The following is a 19,359-nucleotide window of genomic DNA, read 5'->3' as shown; positions in this document are numbered from 1 at the left end:
ACGTGAATGCGAATACCAAAAGGGCGGCCAGTGGCCGCCCTTTTTTGCCTTCAGGCAGTTAGCTCGTTCTTTGAGTTCTGGCGAGACCCGGCGTCACTCTGCCGCCTGCTGCTGTCCGACCGTTCCGATCCGCGCTGCACAGAACTTGAACTCCGGGATCTTGCCGAAGGGATCCAGCTGCGGGTTGGTCAGGAAGTTGGCCGGGGCTTCGCTGAAGCAGAACGGGATGAAGAGCATGCCTGTCGACACGTCCCGGTCTGCGCGCAGGGTCAACGTGATTGCGCCGCGCCGTGTTTCCACCCTCACCTGCTGGCCGATATCCAGACCCGAGCGCTTGATATCGCGCGGGTTCATGGAAACGACTGGCTCCGGTTCGATGGCATTGAGCACTTCCGCACGCCGCGTCATGGCACCGGTGTGCCAATGCTCCAGCATGCGCCCCGTGGTCAGCACCAACGGGAAATCATCGTCGGGAAGTTCATCCGGCGGCACCAGATCCGTCGGCACGATACGTCCGCGGCCATCTGCCGTCGGGAAGGACTGGCCGAACAGGATCTCGTTGCCAGGCTTGTCCGGGGCATCCGCCGGATAGGTGACCGTGCCGTCGCGCTCCAGCCTTTCCCAGGAAATGTTGCTCAGCGAATTCATGTGCGACCGCATTTCCTCATAGATCGCCGGGACGCCGTCATAGGTCCAGTTCAGGCCCAGGCGGTTGGCGATATCGATGAGGATCTGCCAGTCGGCGCGTGCTTCACCGGGCATCGGCACGCAAGGACGGCCGATCTGAACCTGGCGGTTGGTGTTCGTGAACGTACCGAGCTTTTCCGCATGGGCGGAGGCAGGCAGGATCACGTCCGCATGCCAGGCGGTTTCGGTCAGGAAGATATCCTGAACCACAAGATGTTTCAGACTGGCCAGTGCCTTGCGGGCATGGGCCTGGTCCGGATCGGACATGGCCGGGTTTTCACCCTGAACGAACATCGCCTCGATGCCACCATTCAGAATATCGTCCATGATCTCCACCACGGTCAAACCGCGCACGGGGTCGAGCGTGCGGCCCCAGGCGTCTTCGAATTCGGCGCGGATATCCGGGTTTTCAACTGAACGATAGTCCGGGAACACCATCGGAATGAGCCCGGCGTCGGATGCCCCTTGCACGTTGTTCTGACCGCGCAGGGGATGCAGGCCGGTGCCCGGGCGGCCTATCTGGCCGGTTGTCAGCGCCATGGCGATCAGGCAGCGGACGTTGTCGGTGCCGTGGACATGCTGCGAAACGCCCATGCCCCAGAAGATGATCGACTTGGCACTGGTGGCGTAAAGCCTTGCGACTTCCCGCAGGGTTTGTGCGTCGATGCCGCAGACCGGCTCCATCGCTTCCGGCGTGAAGTCGACGATCTTTTCCTTCAGTGCCTCGAAGCCGTCCACGTGAGCGGCGATATACTGGCTGTCGTAGAGGCCTTCGGTGATGATGACGTTGAGGATCGCGTTCAACATCGCCACATCGGTTCCCGGCTTGAACTTCAAGCCGTAGTCGGCAAAGCGCATCAGCCCCTGGCCGCGCGGGTCCATGACGATCAGCTTTGTGCCGTTCTTGGCCGCCTGCTTGATGTAGGTCGCGGCAACCGGGTGGTTCTGTTCCGGACGAGCGCCGATCACGATCATGCAGTCTGCATCGCCGGCTGCATTGAAAGGGGCAGTCACTGCACCCGAACCGATGCCCTCCATGAGCGCAGCCACGGAAGAAGCGTGGCAGAGACGCGTGCAGTGGTCGACGTTGTTGGTCTGGAAACCCTGGCGGATCAGCTTCTGGAAGAGATAAGCCTCTTCGTTGGAGCCCTTGGCCGAGCCGAAGCCCGCGATGCCACGGCCGCCCTTGGCGTCATAAACCGCTTTAAGACCACCAACGGCTCGCTCGAGCGCTTCGTCCCAGGTTGCCTCACGGAAATAGTCGAGATGGTTTTCCAGCGTCATGGCAATGTCGCCCCGCTTGGGCGCATCGTCCCGGCGGATCAGCGGCTTGGTCAGGCGCTCGGGGCTGGAAACATAATCGAAGCCGAAGCGGCCCTTGACGCAGAGCCGGTTCTCGTTGGCCGGGCCGTCGCGGCCCTCGACGCTGACGATCTTGCCGTCCTTCACCGAAACAGACGTCAGGCAGCCCACACCACAGAAAGGACAGACGCTGTCGACGGTTTCTTCGGCAAAGATCTCGCGCTTGCTGGCGCTGGCATCCAGAAGGCTCTTTTCCATCAGGGCCCCGGTCGGACAGGCCGACACGCATTCGCCGCAGGCAACGCAGGTGGAAAGACCCATCGGGTCTGCCAGATCGAACACCGGCACCGTGTGCGAACCGCGATCCGCCATGCCGATAACGTCGTTGACCTGCACTTCCCGGCAGGCTCGCTCGCACAGATTACACGCGATGCAGGCGTCCAGATTGACCGCGATGGCCGGATGGGAAATGTCCTGGGCCGGTTTGGCGCATGGGGCAAAGCGGCTGGTGGCGACACCGACATGGTCGGACCATTTCCAGAAATCACTTTCCGGGTCGGGATGATGGTCGCGCGAGGGCTGGTCGGCAGCCAGAAGTTCGAACACCATCTCGCGAGCCTTGGACGCACGTTCGCTGGCGGTCTTCACCACCATGCCTTCGGCAGGGGTGCGAATACAGGAAGCGGCAAGCACGCGCTCGCCCTCGATATCGACCATACAGGCACGGCAATTGCCGTCGGAGCGATAACCCGGTGCGTCCTTGTGGCAGAGATGCGGAATGGCGACGCCTTCACGCTTGGCAACTTGCCAGATGGTTTCGCCGTCTTCCGCGGTGACCATCCGACCGTCGAGGGAGAAAGTGACCTGGCTCATTTCTCGAACTCCTCCGGGAAAAATTTCAGCACCGACGTGACCGGATTGCTGGCTGCCTGCCCAAGACCGCAAATGGATGCCGAGCGCATGACTTCATCGAGATCCGTGATCTTCGTCTTGTCCCAATCGCCTGCTGCCAGCAGATGTTCCATCTTCTCCGTTCCGGACCGGCAGGGCGTGCACTGACCGCAACTCTCATGCTTGAAGAAGCGCATCAGGTTCAATGCCACATCGCGCATGTCATCCTGATCGGAGAAAACGACGATCGCGTGGCTGCCAATGAAACAGCCGTATTTGTCGAGCGTACCGAAATCCAGCGGCTCGTCGGCAAGAGATGCGGGCAGGATGCCCCCGGAGGCACCACCGGGCAGGTAGCCCTTGAAAACATGCCCCTCTTCCATGCCACCGCAGTATTCTGCCAGAAGCTCGTTCATGGTGATCCCCGCCGGGGCCATCTTGACGCCTGGGTCCCTGACACGGCCGGAAACCGAGAAGGAGCGGTAGCCCTTGTGACCACGGCGGCCGTGGCTGGCAAACCACTCCGAACCCTTCTCGACGATATCCCTGATCCAGAACAGGGTTTCTATGTTGTGATTGAGCGTCGGCCGACCAAACAGGCCGACCTGGGCAATGTACGGTGGGCGGTGGCGTGGCAGGCCGCGCTTGCCTTCGATCGATTCGATCATCGCGCTTTCCTCGCCGCAGATATAGGCTCCCGCCCCGCGGCGCAGTTCGATGTCGATGGTCGTGATGATGCCAGCTTCGCGCAGGGCCTCGATTTCCGTCTTCAGGATCCGGAGTACCGCCGGGTATTCATCGCGCATATAGAGATAGATGCGCGCGGCGGAAATCGCATGGGCGGCGATCAGCGCGCCCTCGAGCATCCGGTGCGGGTCGCGTTCCAGGTGAACGCGGTCCTTGAACGTGCCTGGTTCGCCTTCATCGCCATTGATGGTGAGGTATTTCGGGGCCGGCAGGTCGTGGACGATCTTCCATTTCGTGCCGGTCGGGAAGCCTGCACCGCCCAGGCCGCGAAGGCCTGCTTCCAGCGCCTTGTCCGCAATTGCCGCTGCATCCAGTTCACCTGCGCGCACGCGCTCCAGCAACTTGTAACCACCAGCTTCGCGGTAGGCATCCAGCTTGATGTAATCGGGAACCACCGGATCGGACATTCCTTCGAACAAGGCAGCGCGTACGGACACTTCGCTCGCGTTGTCGATGGCCCGCTTGCCGACCTGCACGGCCGGGGCACCGGCACAGCGACCGATGCACGGAACTTTCTGGATGCGGACTTTTGCCGGATCAACCCCGGCTTCAAGCGCAGCAGCCAGAGCGTCCGCCCCCTTGAGCGCGCAGGCAACGCTGTCGCAAACACGAATGGTCAGAGGTGCAGGCTTTGCATCCCCTTCCCGTACGATGTCGAAATGGTGGTAAAAGCTCGCGACCTCATAGACCTCGGCCTGCGACAGGCGCATCTCGTCGGCCAATGCGCGCAGGTGCCGAGCCTCAAGACAGCCAAATGCGTCCTGGATCTTGTGCAGATGTTCAATGAGCAGGTCGCGCCGGCGCGGCTCATCACCCAGCAAATTCCGGACTTCGTCCAGGGCCGCATCTTCCAACTGACGCCCTTTTGGCTGGGACGGCTTGCGTGAAAGCCCCTTGCCGAAAGACATTGGCGTACCTCCCGTATTGCTGGAGCGCATCTGGATTTCGCGTCCGCGCTCCTCTCTCGATCTTCGCGGGGGCGGCTGATGGTTCGAACAGGCGAACCCAGGACCTACCCCGCATTTTGGTCCGGATGTTAGCCGCGCCGAGTCAGCCTGTCTGTTTGAAAAACGACAAGCGGGACTCCAATGCTGACGCTTTGGAGCACCTCACGGACAAAAAGCACCGCAAACCCGGCAGGTTCCAGGGGGGCTTTTCAGCCCGTGTTGGATGAGCTTCGTTTTACGAGGTCAGATGTGAAAACGCGGCAACCACGCGCTCATAGACCGGGCGCTTGAACGGCACGATCAAACCAGGCAGCCGGTCGGCATCTTCCCAGCGCCACTCGCTGAATTCCGCAGTGTGGCCGTCCGGTGGCGTGAGGATATTAATTTCGTCTTCCGAGCCGTCGAAGCGGTAGGCGATCCAGCGCTGAGCCTGACCGCGATACTTGCCCTTGCGCGATGCGCGGACGACGTCTTCTGGATAGTCGTAGGCGAACCACTCCGGGGCTTCTTCCAGAAGGGAAACGGACTTGATCGAGGTTTCCTCGTAAAGCTCGCGCCGGGCAGCCGGCTCGGGTGCTTCGCCCTTGTCGATCCCGCCTTGCGGCATCTGCCAGCAATATTCGTAGTTGGAGGAACTGCCTCCATCATCGCGGCTGCCGATCCAGACCTTGCCTGCCTTGTTGATCAGCATGATACCGACGCAGGGCCGATAGGGAAGACCGTCGACGGGTTCCGGAAATCCCGGTCCGAGTGCCAGCTTCGTCACGAATACCTCTTGGTGCTCAATTTCTCAGAATTATCGATCGATGGTCGCGCTGACGGGGACCAGCTGGAGACCGCGCTCTTCAAGATCCTGCACCCACTTTTCCAGCTGCCGCACGGTCACAGGCAATGCGGATGCAGTCGCCACCGCGACACCGCGGGCACGGGCGACGCTTTCCAGCTGCAGCAGCTTGGCGTTAATGTCGTCTTCACGCGGCACTTCGTCCAGCACCACGTCCACCCCACTGAAGGGAACCCGCATTTCCTTGGAGACATCATCGGCGATGGACCGGGAAGATGTGCCGTTGTCGGCGAACATCAGGCCACGCGCCTTCAGTTTTTCCAGAAGGAACTCCATGGAGGGTTTCGTCGCCGTGAAACGCGCGCCCATTTCAGGAATGACGCCGACATAGTTGGTCGCCCGCGTGAGCAGGAACCCAAGCCGATCCATCATTTCATTGGGGCGCAGGCTGACCAGCAGCGTGTGCGGGCCCGGGTCATTGTCGGGAAAATCGAACGGCTCCAGCGGCAATTGCAGCAGCAGTTCATGGCCCTTGGTCCGGGCCTGCTGCATCCACAGGTCCAGGTCTTCACCATAAGGGGCAAGCGCAAAGGTCGTATCGGCCGGCAACCGGGTAATGGCGTTCTGGGTACCGGTTTCACTCAGGCCGAGCCCGGTCACGATGACGGCAATTTTCGGGATCGAGGTGAACTCGCGAACGATCGGCCGGGAATAGGCATCCAGCGGACGGATACCAGCATCGCTGACCTTCGGCAGGAACCCGAAATCGGACCGTTCGCTGACACGGCTGTCCGGATTGATCGACAGGCCGGTCACCGGAGCTTCCGGGCCCAGTCCGTCCGGTCGCATGACCATGTCGTAGCGCGGGCCAAGCAGATCCTTGCTGCTTTCCGGACGCAGGTTCGGGCCCAGGTCACCGTTGATGCCCGGGCGGATCTCGACCACTTCGATGTCCTGGGAGGTCACGCCTTCGACAATGGCGTCGAGCGGCAGAACGGCAACGGGTTCTCCGCCAAGCGGGTCGTCGACAACAGTGATCCAGACGAGCGTAGAAGTGAGGATCACGCTCAGAATTCCGACCCCGATAAGACCGAACGGCAGCCTGACCAGCCGCCGCTTGCCCATGCCTAAAGGAGCTGTGAGATCTTCGCTCGACATATCGTCCTGAGCCTATTGCCCGGTTTCAGGATGTCCCCGAACCGGAAAGTTTGTTTTTGATATACGCAGAACGAGAACGACAAGTCGCGCGCCGGCGGACCGGCGCGCGTTTTTTGATTTAGTTTTTGACAGCCGCGCTGTCGGAGACCGGCGGGAAGGCGCTGTTCACCTGATTACCGCGCAGAAGGTCGAGTGCCAGGTTCAGCTGGGTGTCGTCCTTCGGATCGGACGGCACATAGGCCTGGCTACCGGATTCTTCCTCACCTTCGGAAGCTTCCAGGTGGCCACGAAGCCCGGCTTCGCCCTTGGTATCGACACGGCCGACCAGATCGTCCGGCAGATCCTGCAGGGACTCAATGTCCGGCACGATGCCCTTGGCCTGGATCGATGTGCCAGACGGGGTGTAGTACCGAGCCGTGGTCAGGCGGATGGCGCCGTTGGCACCAAGCGGGATGATCGTCTGGACCGAGCCCTTGCCGAAGGACCGTGTGCCGAGGATGGTTGCCCGGCGATGATCCTGTAGCGCACCTGCAACGATTTCCGAAGCGGAGGCGGAACCGCCGTTGACCAGCACGATTACCGGCTTGCCGGTTGTCAGGTCGCCAGCCCGTGCGTTGTAGCGCTGGGTTTCGTCGGCTTCACGGCCACGTGTCGAAACAATCTCGCCACGGTCCAGGAAGGCGTCGGAAACGGCAATTGCCTGATCCAGCAAACCACCCGGGTTGTTGCGCAGATCGATGACGAAGCCCTTGAGCTTGTCTTCACCGATGTTCGCGGTCATTTCCTCGATGCCTTCCTTCAGGCCGTCGAAGGTCTGTTCGTTGAACTGGGTGACGCGAACATATCCGACGTCATCCTCTTCCCGCCAGCGAACCGAACGGATGCGGATGATGTCGCGGGTGATGGTGATGTCGAACGGCTCGGCGCGGCCCTTGCGGCGCACCGTGACCACGATGTCCGTCTTGACCGGCCCGCGCATCTTTTCGACCGCTTCGTTGAGGGTCAGTCCCTGGACCTGTTCGCCGTCGATGTAGGTGATGTAGTCACCTGCCAGGACACCGGCCTTGGCGGCAGGCGTATCGTCGATCGGCGACACGACCTTCACGAGGCCTTCTTCCATGGTGACTTCAATGCCGAGACCACCGAATTCGCCGCGGGTCTGCACCTGCATGTCCCGGAAGCTCTTCGGAGACATGTAGCTGGAGTGCGGGTCGAGGGAGGTCAACATGCCGTTGATGGCGCTCTCGATGAGCTGGGCGTCATCAGGCACTTCCACGTAGTCTGACCGCACGCGTTCGAACACGTCGCCAAACAGGTTAAGCTGCCGGTACGTATCCGTTGCCGCCGCATTGGCCGCTACCGAGACATTGATCGGCATCTGGGACAGTGTCGTGATTGCTGCTGCTCCCATGAGAGCACCCACAAGCAGCAAGGAAGCTTTCCGTATCATCCGCGAGCCTTTTCTTCTTCAGTGCGTGCCCACCAGGGTGTGGGATCGATCGCACGACCGTCTTTCCGGAATTCAACATAAAGGATCGGCTGGGTCGAGCCCAAACCGAACGTCGAAGCGCTTGCCCACTGGGTTGCGCCCATCACTCCGACCGGTTCCCCGGTCAAAACAAATTGCCCCAACTCCGCATCGATCCGGTCCATTCCGGCCAGCAACACATGGTAGCCGTCGCCGGTATTCAGGATCAAGAGCTGTCCGAATGAACGGAACGGTCCGGAATAGACCACCCATCCGTCGGCAGGTGACGTAATATTGGACCCAGGCCGTGTGGCGATAGATTGACCCTCCGTCACACCGCCGAAATCGTCTTCCTGGCCATAGTCCTTCAAAAGCGTACCGGCAACAGGCTGAGGCAGCTTGCCCTTGGCTTCCTGGAACGAAATGGCCGGTGCCAGACGCCCAGGATCCGCAAAGGGATCATACGAGCGCGACGGATTTTTCCTGGCCTCGAGTGCTGCCTGACGCGACTTTTCCGCCGCCTCCCGGGCGCTCTCGATTTCCACTTCCAGGGTCGCGATCAATTCTTGGAGAGATCCCGCCTTGTCCGCAAGTTCCGCTGCACGCTCCTTCTCTTCCTGAAGGTCCTGTACCGATCTTTGATGTTCCTGCCTTTTCGCGCTCAGAAGAAGCTCTAGCCGGGACTTTTCCTCAGCCAATCGCATCGCGTCACCGCGCAGGCGGTTTTTTTCCTCCGCAATCACCGTCTTCAGACGGTGCAATTCCTCAAGATCTGCTGCCAGTGCCTCGGTTTCCACCTTCAGCTCCGGCATGACCGCGTTCAGGAGAATCGCACTGCGCACGGCCGACAGCGCGTCGCTCGGGCGCACGGCAAGCGCCGGTGGCGGACGGCGCCCGATTCGCTGCAGGGCAGCCAGAACTTCTGCCAGCACGTCGCGGCGAGCAATCAGCGACAAGCGCACCGCGTCCTCGTTCTCCCCCAGCGCGCGCAGCCGCCGCTCGGTATCGGTCAGTTCGCCTTCCAGGCCCTTGATCGTGTCGGACGTGCTGATGATCTTGGCATTCAACGTGTCCCGGTCGCGATCAAGTGCGCGGATTTCGCGTGCGATGGTCGCCTGCCGGTCCGTCGATACCTCGATATCGCGCGAAAGCGCGGCAAGTTCCTCTTCGCGTTGTTTCTTGCGTTCCAGTGCAGCAGTCACCTCAGCAGGCGGAGCCGCCTGTTCCTGGGTGGTGGTCTCGTCGACACTTTCCGTCGATCCGGCTGGCAGGGGCAGAACGAGCAAGGCCGCAGTCAGGCCACTCAAGAGCGGGCGGAATTTCTTCCGTCTCTCGAGTTCCGAACGCGCCGCTGTCATGCGATCCGCTATCAACCTGCCTAAGCTCCCAAAGGGTTATCTTCCAATGCGATACACAGTCTGCGTTAACGAACCGTTTACCCTAGTGACCGGCCAATTAACTTCTGCTCCCACCGAGGATCGCATTCCCTCTTCTGTCTGATCGATGACCGTTACGTGGCGAATGCGGCGAGATACAGGCATTCTCGCCTTTTTCCGCCGTTTCAATCGTTAATTTTTGGTCATAGTGCCGTTACGACAACAGGTTTTCCGGCGGAAACCCCATCTCCTGTCCTTCACGATCAGTAATGTCTGTAGACAATATCCTTGGGATCCGGGCGCGCAGCATCGACATCGAGATGCGCTCCAAGCCGTTCGGCAAGGCGCGCCGAGCGGGTGTTTTCCTGATCCATATAACTGACAAGCGACGGTAGACGGCGCTCCTGCCGTGCCCAGTCACGAAAGGCCCCGGCCGCCTCGAAAGCGTAGCCTCTGCCCTCCGCATGCTCATAGACGAACCAGCCGAGTTCATGTTCCGGAAAAAGCGGACCATGATTGATACCGACCTGACCGAAGACCTCGCCGGAGCCGCGCGCCTCCATCATCAGGGCCCCATGCCCCATCAACTGCCATTGCGCAATGTCATGACAGAACAGGCCCCAGGCTGCAAACCGCGATAGCGGGCCTCCCATATACCGGGATCGATCCGAGGCCATCAAAGCCTCGTACGCCGGCCAGTCCGACATGGTCATCGGCCGCAGGATCAGTCTTTCGGTCTCAAGTGCCGGTATCACCGGTTCTCTCCCAGGGCTCTTTCAGAAGTCTCACACACGGTGATAAGGGTGACCGGACTGGATCGTCATGGCACGGTAGACCTGCTCCGCCAAAAGAATGCGGGCGATCTGATGCGGCCAGGTCATTGCACCAAGAGCGAGTTTAAGGTCGGCGCGGCTCAGAACCTCCTGGCCGTGACCATCCGCTCCGCCAATGGCAAAGACCACGTCGGGAACACCTTCATCCTTCCAGGCTTCCAGTTTCTGGCTGAAGGCCGGGCTGGTCAGGTTCTTGCCGTTCTCGTCCAGCACTACCAGCCGCGCACCGGCATTGAGCGCGGCAAGAATTCCCCGCGCTTCTTCCGCCTTGCGGTCATCGGCGCGCTGTGCACGGCTTTCCGGCATTTCGTTGAGGATGACTTCGGTAACGCCGAGACCGCGGCCTGTCTTGCGGGCGCGGTCGATATATCGGTCGAAAAGTTCTTTGTCCGCACCGGCTTTCATTTTGCCAATGCAGAAGAGCGTAAAGCGCATAAGTCCCTGCCGGAGATCGATCCGGTGATAAATCTGCCCGGCAGCAGACGGAGGCCCTGCCTCAGGGCCTCAATGCCGGCTCAGCCGATGTAATGCGGTGCCGCATCCTCTTCCGGTGCCCACATCTTCTCAAGATTGTAGAAGCCGCGAACCTCCGGACGGAAGATGTGTACGATCACATCACCCGCATCGATCAGCACCCAATCGCAAATGTTCAGCCCCTCAACCGTTGCCGATCCGGCGCCGGCCGATTTGAGGTCTTTCAGCAAGTGCTCGGCAATCGCGCCCACGTGACGATGGGAACGACCGGACACGATTACCATGTAATCGGCCAGTGAACTCTTGCCTGCGATGTCGAGGGTAACAGCGTCCTCAGCTTTGGAGTCGTCAAGACTGGTGAGGACCGTATCGAGGAGGTCTGCCGCAAGTTCTTTACCTACGGAAGCCTGCAGAGGAGAGGACATGTCTGTCCGCCCACTTTCAAAGGTCATGGTCAGGTGTTGTGCCTTTCGCCGTTTATGCCGTCCCGCGCCCAACGTCGTCACGAACTGAAACGTCCGACTTCGTACGTCACCCGTTTTGGATGCAGGACCGGTTGACCGTACCTCGGCCGCGCTCATCGCGACCGTCCCTATAATACCGCTTCCCGTTTGGCATTTTCAAGACACGCGGGAATTCTTGGCAAATCTGCTGTTTACCGCTTTTGCCCAAGGCGCAGATCGGTGGACGATGTCCGGTCCAATGGCGTGTGCAGAAAAGTCCAGATCGGCGCCTCCATTTCCGGCAGAAGTGCCGCGTCTTCTTCAGGAAGCCTATATTTTTCATAGGCTTTTGCCATGGGAGACGACATCACTGACAAGGAGGCTCCCGGCCGGTCGACAATGGCGATCGGCACCGAGCCGACGATGTCGCGCCAGTCCTGCCAGCGATGGAAGCCGGCTAAATTGTCAGCACCCATGACCCAAACGAATCGGACAGATGGACGCATCTGGCGCAGGGCAACCAGCGTTCTGGCCGTATAGGGTGTTCCCAGAACCTGCTCGAAGGCGGTAACCTTCATGCGTGGATGGTCGGCGAGGTCCGCCGTCAGGCGCAGCCGCCGCTCCAGCGGCGCCAGGTCCGCGTGGCTCTTGAGTGGGTTGCCAGGTGTCACCAGCCACCAGACCTGATCCAGCCCCAGCCGCTTCAACACGGTCGAAGCCACCAGCCGGTGACCTGAATGAGGAGGATTGAAGGATCCGCCGAAAATGCCGATGCGGTTGCCCGGCTCGGCATGGGGCAGTTTCATCCAGTCACGGTCCAGTCCCGCGCCAAGACTCAAGGGGCTCATTCAGGCGAACTCACGATTGGTCATTACGGGCGGGCATTCCTGGCGGTCTTCAAGGGCGGTCGTCACGGGCGGGTCTGGCCGGTGCCGTGCACCTTGTACTTGAAGCTGGTCAGCTGCTCCACACCCACTGGTCCGCGTGCATGCATGCGCCCAGTGGCAATGCCGATCTCCGCACCCATGCCGAATTCACCACCATCGGCAAACTGGGTTGAAGCATTGTGCAGCACGATGGCTGAATCCACTACCCGCTGGAACCGGTCGGCAGTCGCCTGATCTTCGGTCAGGATGCAATCGGTATGGTTGGAACCGTAGCGCGCGATATGCTCCATGGCAGCGTCGAGATCCGCGACCACCTTCACCGAAAGGATCTTGTCCAGATACTCCGTCGACCAGTCGTCCTCGCTTGCCGGCACGATGTTTTCGCAAATGTCGCGCACAATCGCACCGCCCCGGATCTCGCAGCCCTTTTCCTGAAGTGCCTTCACGATCACCGGCAAGTGGCTGTGGGCCACGTCTTCATGCACCAGCAATGTTTCCAGCGCCCCGCAGATACCGGTCCGGCGCAGCTTGGAATTGACGATCACCTCGACGGATTTCTCAAGATCGGCCGCCTTGTCGACGAAGATATGCACCAGGCCTTCCAGATGGGCAAAGACCGGCACGCGAGCTTCGGTCTGCACACGCTCGACCAGGCTGCGGCCACCACGCGGAACGATGACATCGAGGTTGCCTTGAAGACCGCGCAGCATCTCACCAACGGCGGCCCTGTCGGTCACCGGAACGATCTGGATCGCATCTTCCGGCAGACCGGCGGCGACGAGGCCTTTCTGCAGGGCCGCATGGATCGCCCGGTTGGAATTGATGGTGTCGGAGCCGCCACGCAGAACAACGGCGTTGCCGGCTTTCAGGCACAGCGCGCCTGCATCCGCGGTCACGTTCGGGCGGCTTTCGTAAATGACACCGATAACACCCAGGGGCGTGCGCACACGTTCGATCTTCAAGCCGTTCGGCCGGTCCCAGGCGGCGATCACGCTGCCGACGGGATCGTCCAGCGCGACAATGTCCTCAAGGGCTTTGGCAATCGCCTCGATCCGCTCTTCGGTAAGCGTGCCACGATCCAGGAACGCTGCCGTCTGGCCGCCTGCCTTCATCGCTTCAAGATCGAGACGGTTGCCTGCAAGAATATCCGGTGTTGCAGCCCGAACGGCGGCTGCCATTTCGGCCAGGGCCTTGTTCTTCTGGTCTGCTGGAGCGATGGCAAGGATCCGGCCGGCAGCACGGGCGCGCTGCCCGATCTCTGCCATCAAGTCCTCGGTCGTCTTTGCCTCGACTACTTCCAGCATACTCACTTGCTCCCGTTTTGCGGCGCTCACCGCCGCCAGTCTTTCCGCGTTTTAGCGCGTTCTGCCTCAAAAGGCATCCATCGGTTCGCTCACACTCACTCGAGCGCGGGCAGTTCCAGAACCAGATCGTCCCGGTGGATCATTTCCGCCCGGCCCGGATAGCCGACGATGGCTTCAATCTCGCGGCTGTTGCGGCCTGCAATCAACTGCGCCTCGTCCGCGTCATATGCAATCAGTCCCCGGCCGATGATCCGGCCTTCCGGATTGAGCAATGTCACGGCGTCGCCGCGCGAAAAACTTCCCGATACAGATGTCACTCCGGCAGGCAGGAGGCTCTTGCCGGACGTCATCGCCTTGACCGCACCCGCATCCAGCCGGATTTCGCCGCGCGGCTCCAGATGGCCGCCAATCCAGGCCTTGCGGGCGCTGGCAGGTGAACTGAGCGCCGGGAACCAGGTGCCGCGGGCGCCCTGATCCAGCCGCTGAAGCGGGTTGAGTTCCTTGCCGGAGGTGATCACCATCGACGTTCCGGCCGCGGTCGCGATCTTGCCGGCATCGATTTTCGTCTTCATGCCGCCGCGCGAAAGCTCCGACCCGGCGCTGCCGGCCATGGATTCGATTTCATGGGTAATGCGCGGCACTTCCGGCAGGAACACTGCATCGGGGTTCTGCTGGGGCGGTGCGGTATAAAGCCCGTCAATATCCGACAAAAGCACAAGGCAATCGGCGCTGGCCATGGTGGCAACACGCGCTGCCAGGCGATCGTTGTCGCCATAACGAATTTCGGAAGTCGCCACGGAATCGTTTTCGTTGATGATCGGTACCGCACCAAGCTTCAGCAGAGTGCCGATAGTGGCGCGCGCATTGAGATAGCGCCGCCTTTCTTCCGTGTCGCCAAGGGTGAGCAGGATCTGACCAGCCTTCTTGCCATGCGCACCGAGGGCATCCGCGTAGGCCTGGGCCAGCGCGATCTGACCGGCTGCGGCCGCCGCCTGGCTTTCCTCCAGCTTCAGCGGCCCACCCGGCAGCCCGAGAATACCGCGGCCAAGCGCAATCGATCCGGAGGAGACAAGCAGCACCTCCGCACCGGCATCGGACAGCTTGACCACATCGGCGATCAGCGCGTTGAGCCAGCTACGCTTGAGTTCGCCCTGCTCGACAAGCAGGGCGGAGCCGATCTTGACGACGATGCGGCTGAAGTCTCTCAGACTGCGGGACATCAGGGATGCCAGCCCTCTTGTTCGGGTGCAGGCACCTGGTTGGCTTCTTCTTCCTTGTCCCTGTCAATCGCGCGCACGATCATGCGCAGCGCCCGGTCGACATTGAGGCCGCTGGCCGAGGACAGGATCAGCGGTTTCTGACCACAGGCTTCCTCAAGGCTCGCCGCCTTTTCGGCAATCAGGTCTTCATTGAGAGCGTCGCACTTGCTGAGCGCCACGATCTCGGGTTTCTCCGTAAGCCCGGCGCCATAGGCATCCAACTCGCCGCGCACGATCCGATAGGCTTCGCCCGGGTCTTCCTGGCCGGAGCCGTCAACCAGATGAAGCAGAACGCGAGTGCGTTCGACATGCCCAAGGAAGCGGTCGCCAAGGCCCGTGCCTTCGTGCGCCCCCTCGATCAAGCCGGGAATATCGGCCATGGCAAAGCTGCGACCGTCGATCTGCACGATGCCAAGATTGGGGTGAATGGTCGTGAACGGATAGTCGGCAATTTTCGGCTTTGCAGCCGATACCGTTGCAAGGAAGGTGGACTTGCCCGCATTGGGCAGGCCGACCAGGCCGGCATCGGCGATCAGCTTCAGCCGCAGCCAGATCCATTTTTCCTCGCCTTCAAGACCAGGGTTGGCCCTGCGCGGCGCTTGATTGACCGACGACTTGAAATGGGCGTTGCCGAAGCCGCCGTTGCCCCCTTTCAGAAGCATCACCTTCTGGCCAAGCTCGGTCAGGTCGGCAATCAGCGTCTCGTTGTCTTCCTCGAAGATCTGGGTACCGACAGGAACCTTCAGCACAACGTCGCCGCCGTGCGCGCCGGTGCGGTTGCGGCCCATGCCGTGAATGCCGGTTTCCGCCTTGAAGTGCTGCTTATAGCGATAGTCGATAAGCGTGTTCAGGCCGTCGACACATTCGATGATGACATCACCACCCTTGCCGCCGTCACCACCGTCCGGTCCGCCATATTCGATGTATTTCTCGCGCCGGAACGATACGCAGCCCGCTCCGCCATTGCCAGAGCGCACATAGATCTTGGCCTGATCTAGGAATTTCATTTTCTTTTTCTCTTTTCGTCCTGTTTCAGGCCGGATCCCGATCGGATCAATGGCCGTTCAGAAAGTCTGTTCGTGTCAGCTCGGTGCGAATGGCGGGCATCGTACAGCCTCGCGACACGCTGGCACAGCCCACTTCACCAACTTCCCGGAAACCCAATTTCCGGGCAACGCCGAGCGAAGCCGGGTTCTCTGTCATGGCTTCGCAGGCGACCAACGTGTGATCCGTATCGCCGAACAGCCAGGCGACCGCCGCCTGCACTGCTTCGCTCATATATCCCTTGCCCCAATAGGCGCGCCCCAGCCAATAGCCGATCTCCGGGGTCTCCCGCAACTTTTTGAAGCCGATGCCACCGATCATCAGGCCCTCGCAGTCGATCTGGAAACCGAGTTCCTCCGCCTCCTGCCATGTCGACCAGCGCTCGACAGACAGCGCCAGATAAGCCCGGCCCTGCTCCAGATCGTAAGGGTAGGTAACCCGCGACAGCATCTTGGCGACTTCGTAGTCCCCCAGAAGCTCGGCACAGCGGTCCAGGTCCTCCGGGCGCGGGGCTCGAAGGACCAGACGCTCGGTCTTCAGAACGGGCGACATCAGGCCGCTTCCTTGCGGGCATCGAAATCGGTGCGCGCCAGGCGGACAATCACGTTGGAAACCCTGCGATCCAGTGCCTTCGAAAAACGTTCCGTCATGGAGTAAGGCTTGAAACCCATTTTCCGCAGCAGACCGCGGGAGCGGAAGTTGTCCTCAAAGGCGCGCGCGGCTATGGCGTCCGTCTCAAAGGCTTCGAATGCCCAGGCGAGAGCAGCCTCTACAGCCTCGCTGGCATAGCCATGCCCCTGAAACGCCCGGCCGAGCCAATAGCCGAGTGTCGGCAGGTTCGGCAGATCATCCAGGTCACCCGGCGGTTCTATGGCAACCACCCCGATGAATACCCCACCGAGCGTAATGGCAAACAGTGCTTCGGTCTCGAACGGATCCTTGCCGACCACCGTCTTCAGGAATGCTTCCGCAGCCCCGTCCTCATAAGGCCAGGTGAACGACGTCATCCAGCGGGCGACCTCGAAATCCTTGCCCGCCAGCGCAACCATGGCTTCGGCGTCCGACATCTCGATCGGCCGCAGGATCAGGCGTCTTGTTTTCAGCTCAGGCAACATGCTCATCGTCCCTGCCCCCATCTTTTCAATGACTTCCAGACAGCCCGCTCCAGCGTATAGCGCTCGATGGGCACCGAGCCCCCCGCCCCGAGAGAGCGGATCATGGCCTGGTCGCGATACTGAAATCCGGATTTGACGAGCACCCGGCGCGATGCCGGGTTGGTGACCCTGCACGACCCCTGCAGCTCGCCGATGTCATGATAGGTGAAGGCATGGTCGACCAGTGCATGCACCGCCTCTGTCGCCAGACCCTGGCCCCAGAAGGGTTCACCCAGCCAATAGCCGACATGCACCGGACCGCCGGGCTCGACATTGGCATACCGCGCGATGCCGATCAGCCGGCCGGTTAACTTCAGGCGGATGGCAAAGCTTGCAGAACGGGGCTGGTTGATCGCGGCCTTGGCGACCAGCGCCCGGGCATCGTCCAATGCGAAGGGATGCGGCATGGTGGAAAGGTTTGCCGCCACTTTCTTGTTGTTGGCCAGAAACACCATATCGGCCAAATCGTCCATACGCGGCTTGTCGAGCCGCACACGAACCGCTTCCTGCGGCAATGGGGCCGCAGCCAGACTGCTTTCGTCTAATAAACCGTCACTTTCAACAACCATCTTTTCCTCCAGCCAAAACAAATCAAGGGAGAGATGGCGCCCCATCTCCCCCTTGGATCTTGACTGGTCGGATTGCTGACCTGTCTCGAATTGCCGGGGTCTTACGGGACGCCGGCGTTTCGAAACTTCACGTCGGCTTTACTCCGCTGCTTCCGCTACCGGGAGCACGTTAATGTAGGTTCGCTTGTTGGCTTTCGCCTGGAACTCTACCTTGCCTTCCACGGTTGCGAAGATGGTATGGTCCTTGCCCATACCAACGCCGGTGCCCGGGTGCCAGGTAGTGCCGCGCTGACGCGCGATGATGTTGCCGGGAATCACAGCTTCCCCGCCGAATTTCTTGATGCCGAGACGGCGGCCAGCTGAGTCGCGGCCGTTGCGGGACGAGCCGCCTGCCTTTTTATGTGCCATCGTTAGAACTCCTCGTTCTTCGAATACTTTTTAGGTTCGGGAGCGGCGGCTTAGTTGCCAGCCAGTTCCTTGGCCTGCTCAACCCAATTACCGCGTTCGAACTTGCCTTTCAGGCCAGTTTCTTCTTCAACGCGTGCGACGTCGTCAGCGGACATTGCTGCGATCTGAGCGAAGGTGGTGATACCTGCTTCGTTCAGCTTCTTCACAGCTGCCGGACCGGCGCCATCGAGTTTCTTCAGGTCGTCGGCGCCTTCTGCTGCAGCCGGTGCGGCTTCAGCGGTTTCTTCAGCCTTCGGCGCTGCCTTCTTCGGCGCTGCCTTCTTGGCCGGCTTTGCACCACCGGTCAGGATATCGGTCACCTTCACGAGGGTGAAAGCCTGACGATGGCCGTTGCGGCGGCGGGAATTCTGACGCCGGCGCTTCTTGAAAATGATAACCTTGCGGTTACGGCCCTGTTCGACCACTTCGGCAACCACGGTTGCGCCTTCGACAAGCGGAGCGCCAACGGTGGTGTCGGTGCCATTGCCGACCATCAGAACCTCTTCAAAGGTGACGGTGCTGCCGGCTTCGGCATCGAGCTTTTCGACCTTCAGGAGGTCATCGGCGGCAACAGTGTACTGCTTGCCACCCGTCTTGATCACTGCGAACATGTCTCGCACGTCCTTCTTTTCGTTTTTGACACACCGGAACGGGCTGTTAAACCATCGAACCGGCTGCTTTTCAGGTCGAACCGAGGCGCCTGTCTCTCCAGGTCTTGACCCTGGCTGACAAGTCTTTGTGTCGGGTTGAGCGTGAAGCTTTTAAAGCCCGGCAGGCCTTGAACGACAAACATAACTCGAAAAAGCGAACCTTTTCGAGCCCGCGCAATATAGTCGGCCGGTTCTCGTTGTCAAACGGAAATCTGGCCTTTCTGCCGCAAAACCGCTTGTTTTCGTTTCCCTGGCGCCCTCGCATTCGCGGCCGTTTCTCTCGTGGTCACCACGATTCCCGCAAACAGGGATACGCCAATCGGCGTTGACGGCCGTTATCGGGGCAAGCCGACATCCGGTCAATCCGAATCTCCATGGTGTTCCCTCCTCCCCTGCCCCGAGCTCCCTGCAGACCGCTTTTCGCGTCGCGCGAATACGTCTGCAGGCGGTCAATTCGCGCCCAGGAAGCAGACAAACCGGGCAAAAACAGCCCCAATCCACAAACTGAAAAAAGAACTCATTTCCGGGCTTGCAGGGCGCGCAGAGTGTGTCTATGTTCCGCGCCACTTGAGACCCGTTTATCGCAAGTACCGCGGAGAGGTGCCGGAGTGGTTGAACGGGGCGGTCTCGAAAACCGTTGTGCGGGTAACCGTACCGAGGGTTCGAATCCCTCTCTCTCCGCCATTCACTCATATATGTACGAACCTCGGAACATCCCGTTGGGTCCGGGTCTTCCTCTTCTGATTGCTTGAGAGCGCCCTGCTCAAGAACCTCCTTCGCTCCATATATCGATATTTCGTCTCCTTCGACCACGACCCTCGAAATAATCGCCCTGAGATAGGTCTTGGCGACACTTTTGTTTTCCCTTTTCAATCGTTCTCTCATCCTAGCGCAGAACGTCTCAATTTGAGGTCGGGTGGGTGCTGCCGTTTCAT

General features: G+C 60.6%; 18 protein-coding genes and 1 tRNA gene. 1 reads left to right on the top strand and 18 read right to left on the bottom strand.

Annotated features, from left to right (window positions below; all coding sequences use genetic code 11):
* Positions 1-93 precede the first annotated feature (93 nt).
* The 18 genes from fdhF to ACVDG9_RS06120 all read right to left on the bottom strand — a co-directional run bounded on the left by fdhF (position 94) and on the right by ACVDG9_RS06120 (position 18,385).
* Complete coding sequence (gene fdhF / locus ACVDG9_RS06205; protein ID WP_447237539.1) at positions 94-2,862, bottom strand: formate dehydrogenase subunit alpha; 2,769 nt, start codon at positions 2,860-2,862, stop codon at positions 94-96.
* Positions 2,859-4,535: an NAD(P)H-dependent oxidoreductase subunit E gene (locus ACVDG9_RS06200; RefSeq protein WP_447237537.1), complete on the bottom strand. Its 1,677-nt coding sequence runs from the start codon at positions 4,533-4,535 to the stop codon at positions 2,859-2,861. Before ACVDG9_RS06200 ends, fdhF begins: the two co-directional genes overlap by 4 nt.
* A 274-nt stretch (positions 4,536-4,809) precedes the next feature.
* Positions 4,810-5,340, bottom strand: coding sequence for an RNA pyrophosphohydrolase (locus tag ACVDG9_RS06195; protein ID WP_023001674.1), 531 nt, complete (start codon positions 5,338-5,340; stop codon positions 4,810-4,812).
* Between the two features lie 30 nt (positions 5,341-5,370).
* Positions 5,371-6,516 (bottom strand): divergent polysaccharide deacetylase family protein, encoded by a 1,146-nt coding sequence (locus tag ACVDG9_RS06190; protein WP_208984457.1) that lies wholly within the window; start codon positions 6,514-6,516, stop codon positions 5,371-5,373.
* A 118-nt stretch (positions 6,517-6,634) separates the two neighbouring features.
* Complete coding sequence (locus ACVDG9_RS06185) at positions 6,635-7,966, bottom strand: S41 family peptidase (protein ID WP_023001676.1); 1,332 nt, start codon at positions 7,964-7,966, stop codon at positions 6,635-6,637.
* A complete protein-coding gene (locus ACVDG9_RS06180; protein ID WP_055658261.1) occupies positions 7,963-9,342 on the bottom strand; it encodes a murein hydrolase activator EnvC family protein in 1,380 nt (459 codons plus the stop codon). The genes ACVDG9_RS06185 and ACVDG9_RS06180 overlap by 4 nt, the downstream gene beginning before the upstream one ends.
* A 281-nt stretch (positions 9,343-9,623) precedes the next feature.
* The gene (locus ACVDG9_RS06175; RefSeq protein ID WP_289807093.1) at positions 9,624-10,115 is read right to left on the bottom strand and encodes a GNAT family N-acetyltransferase; all 492 of its coding nucleotides are present in this window, start codon (positions 10,113-10,115) and stop codon (positions 9,624-9,626) included.
* 30 nt (positions 10,116-10,145) lie between these two features.
* Positions 10,146-10,628, bottom strand: a complete 483-nt coding sequence (rlmH, locus tag ACVDG9_RS06170; RefSeq protein WP_023001679.1) for a 23S rRNA (pseudouridine(1915)-N(3))-methyltransferase RlmH — start codon at positions 10,626-10,628, stop codon at positions 10,146-10,148.
* Positions 10,629-10,708: 80 nt separating this feature from the next.
* Positions 10,709-11,092: a ribosome silencing factor gene (gene rsfS / locus ACVDG9_RS06165; RefSeq protein WP_023001680.1), complete on the bottom strand. Its 384-nt coding sequence runs from the start codon at positions 11,090-11,092 to the stop codon at positions 10,709-10,711.
* 230 nt (positions 11,093-11,322) lie between these two features.
* Entirely contained in the window at positions 11,323-11,958 is a 636-nt protein-coding gene (locus tag ACVDG9_RS06160; protein WP_228148058.1) for a nicotinate-nucleotide adenylyltransferase, read from the bottom strand.
* Positions 11,959-12,020: 62 nt separating this feature from the next.
* Positions 12,021-13,301 (bottom strand): glutamate-5-semialdehyde dehydrogenase, encoded by a 1,281-nt coding sequence (locus ACVDG9_RS06155; protein WP_447237533.1) that lies wholly within the window; start codon positions 13,299-13,301, stop codon positions 12,021-12,023.
* Between the two features lie 95 nt (positions 13,302-13,396).
* Positions 13,397-14,521, bottom strand: a complete 1,125-nt coding sequence (proB, locus tag ACVDG9_RS06150; protein ID WP_023001683.1) for a glutamate 5-kinase — start codon at positions 14,519-14,521, stop codon at positions 13,397-13,399.
* Positions 14,521-15,567: a GTPase ObgE gene (gene obgE / locus ACVDG9_RS06145; protein ID WP_023001684.1), complete on the bottom strand. Its 1,047-nt coding sequence runs from the start codon at positions 15,565-15,567 to the stop codon at positions 14,521-14,523. Before obgE ends, proB begins: the two co-directional genes overlap by 1 nt.
* Before the next feature lie 46 nt (positions 15,568-15,613).
* Complete coding sequence (locus ACVDG9_RS06140) at positions 15,614-16,156, bottom strand: GNAT family N-acetyltransferase (RefSeq protein ID WP_447237531.1); 543 nt, start codon at positions 16,154-16,156, stop codon at positions 15,614-15,616.
* A complete protein-coding gene (locus ACVDG9_RS06135) occupies positions 16,156-16,725 on the bottom strand; it encodes a GNAT family N-acetyltransferase (RefSeq protein WP_023001686.1) in 570 nt (189 codons plus the stop codon). Before ACVDG9_RS06135 ends, ACVDG9_RS06140 begins: the two co-directional genes overlap by 1 nt.
* Entirely contained in the window at positions 16,722-17,327 is a 606-nt protein-coding gene (locus tag ACVDG9_RS06130) for a GNAT family N-acetyltransferase (protein ID WP_031269624.1), read from the bottom strand. Before ACVDG9_RS06130 ends, ACVDG9_RS06135 begins: the two co-directional genes overlap by 4 nt.
* 138 nt (positions 17,328-17,465) lie before the next feature.
* Positions 17,466-17,735: a 50S ribosomal protein L27 gene (rpmA, locus tag ACVDG9_RS06125; RefSeq protein WP_006933726.1), complete on the bottom strand. Its 270-nt coding sequence runs from the start codon at positions 17,733-17,735 to the stop codon at positions 17,466-17,468.
* Positions 17,736-17,785: 50 nt separating this feature from the next.
* A complete protein-coding gene (locus ACVDG9_RS06120; protein ID WP_023014642.1) occupies positions 17,786-18,385 on the bottom strand; it encodes a 50S ribosomal protein L21 in 600 nt (199 codons plus the stop codon).
* Positions 18,386-19,018: 633 nt separating this feature from the next.
* Between ACVDG9_RS06120 and ACVDG9_RS06115 the strand changes: the two genes are divergently transcribed.
* A tRNA-Ser gene (locus ACVDG9_RS06115) sits at positions 19,019-19,108 on the top strand.
* Positions 19,109-19,359: the final 251 nt, after the last annotated feature.

It is taken from the genome of Roseibium sp. RP-7 (genome assembly GCF_053005225.1).
The sequence above is the reverse complement of the archived record's forward strand: the minus strand, read 5'-3'. Positions and strand labels throughout refer to the sequence as shown.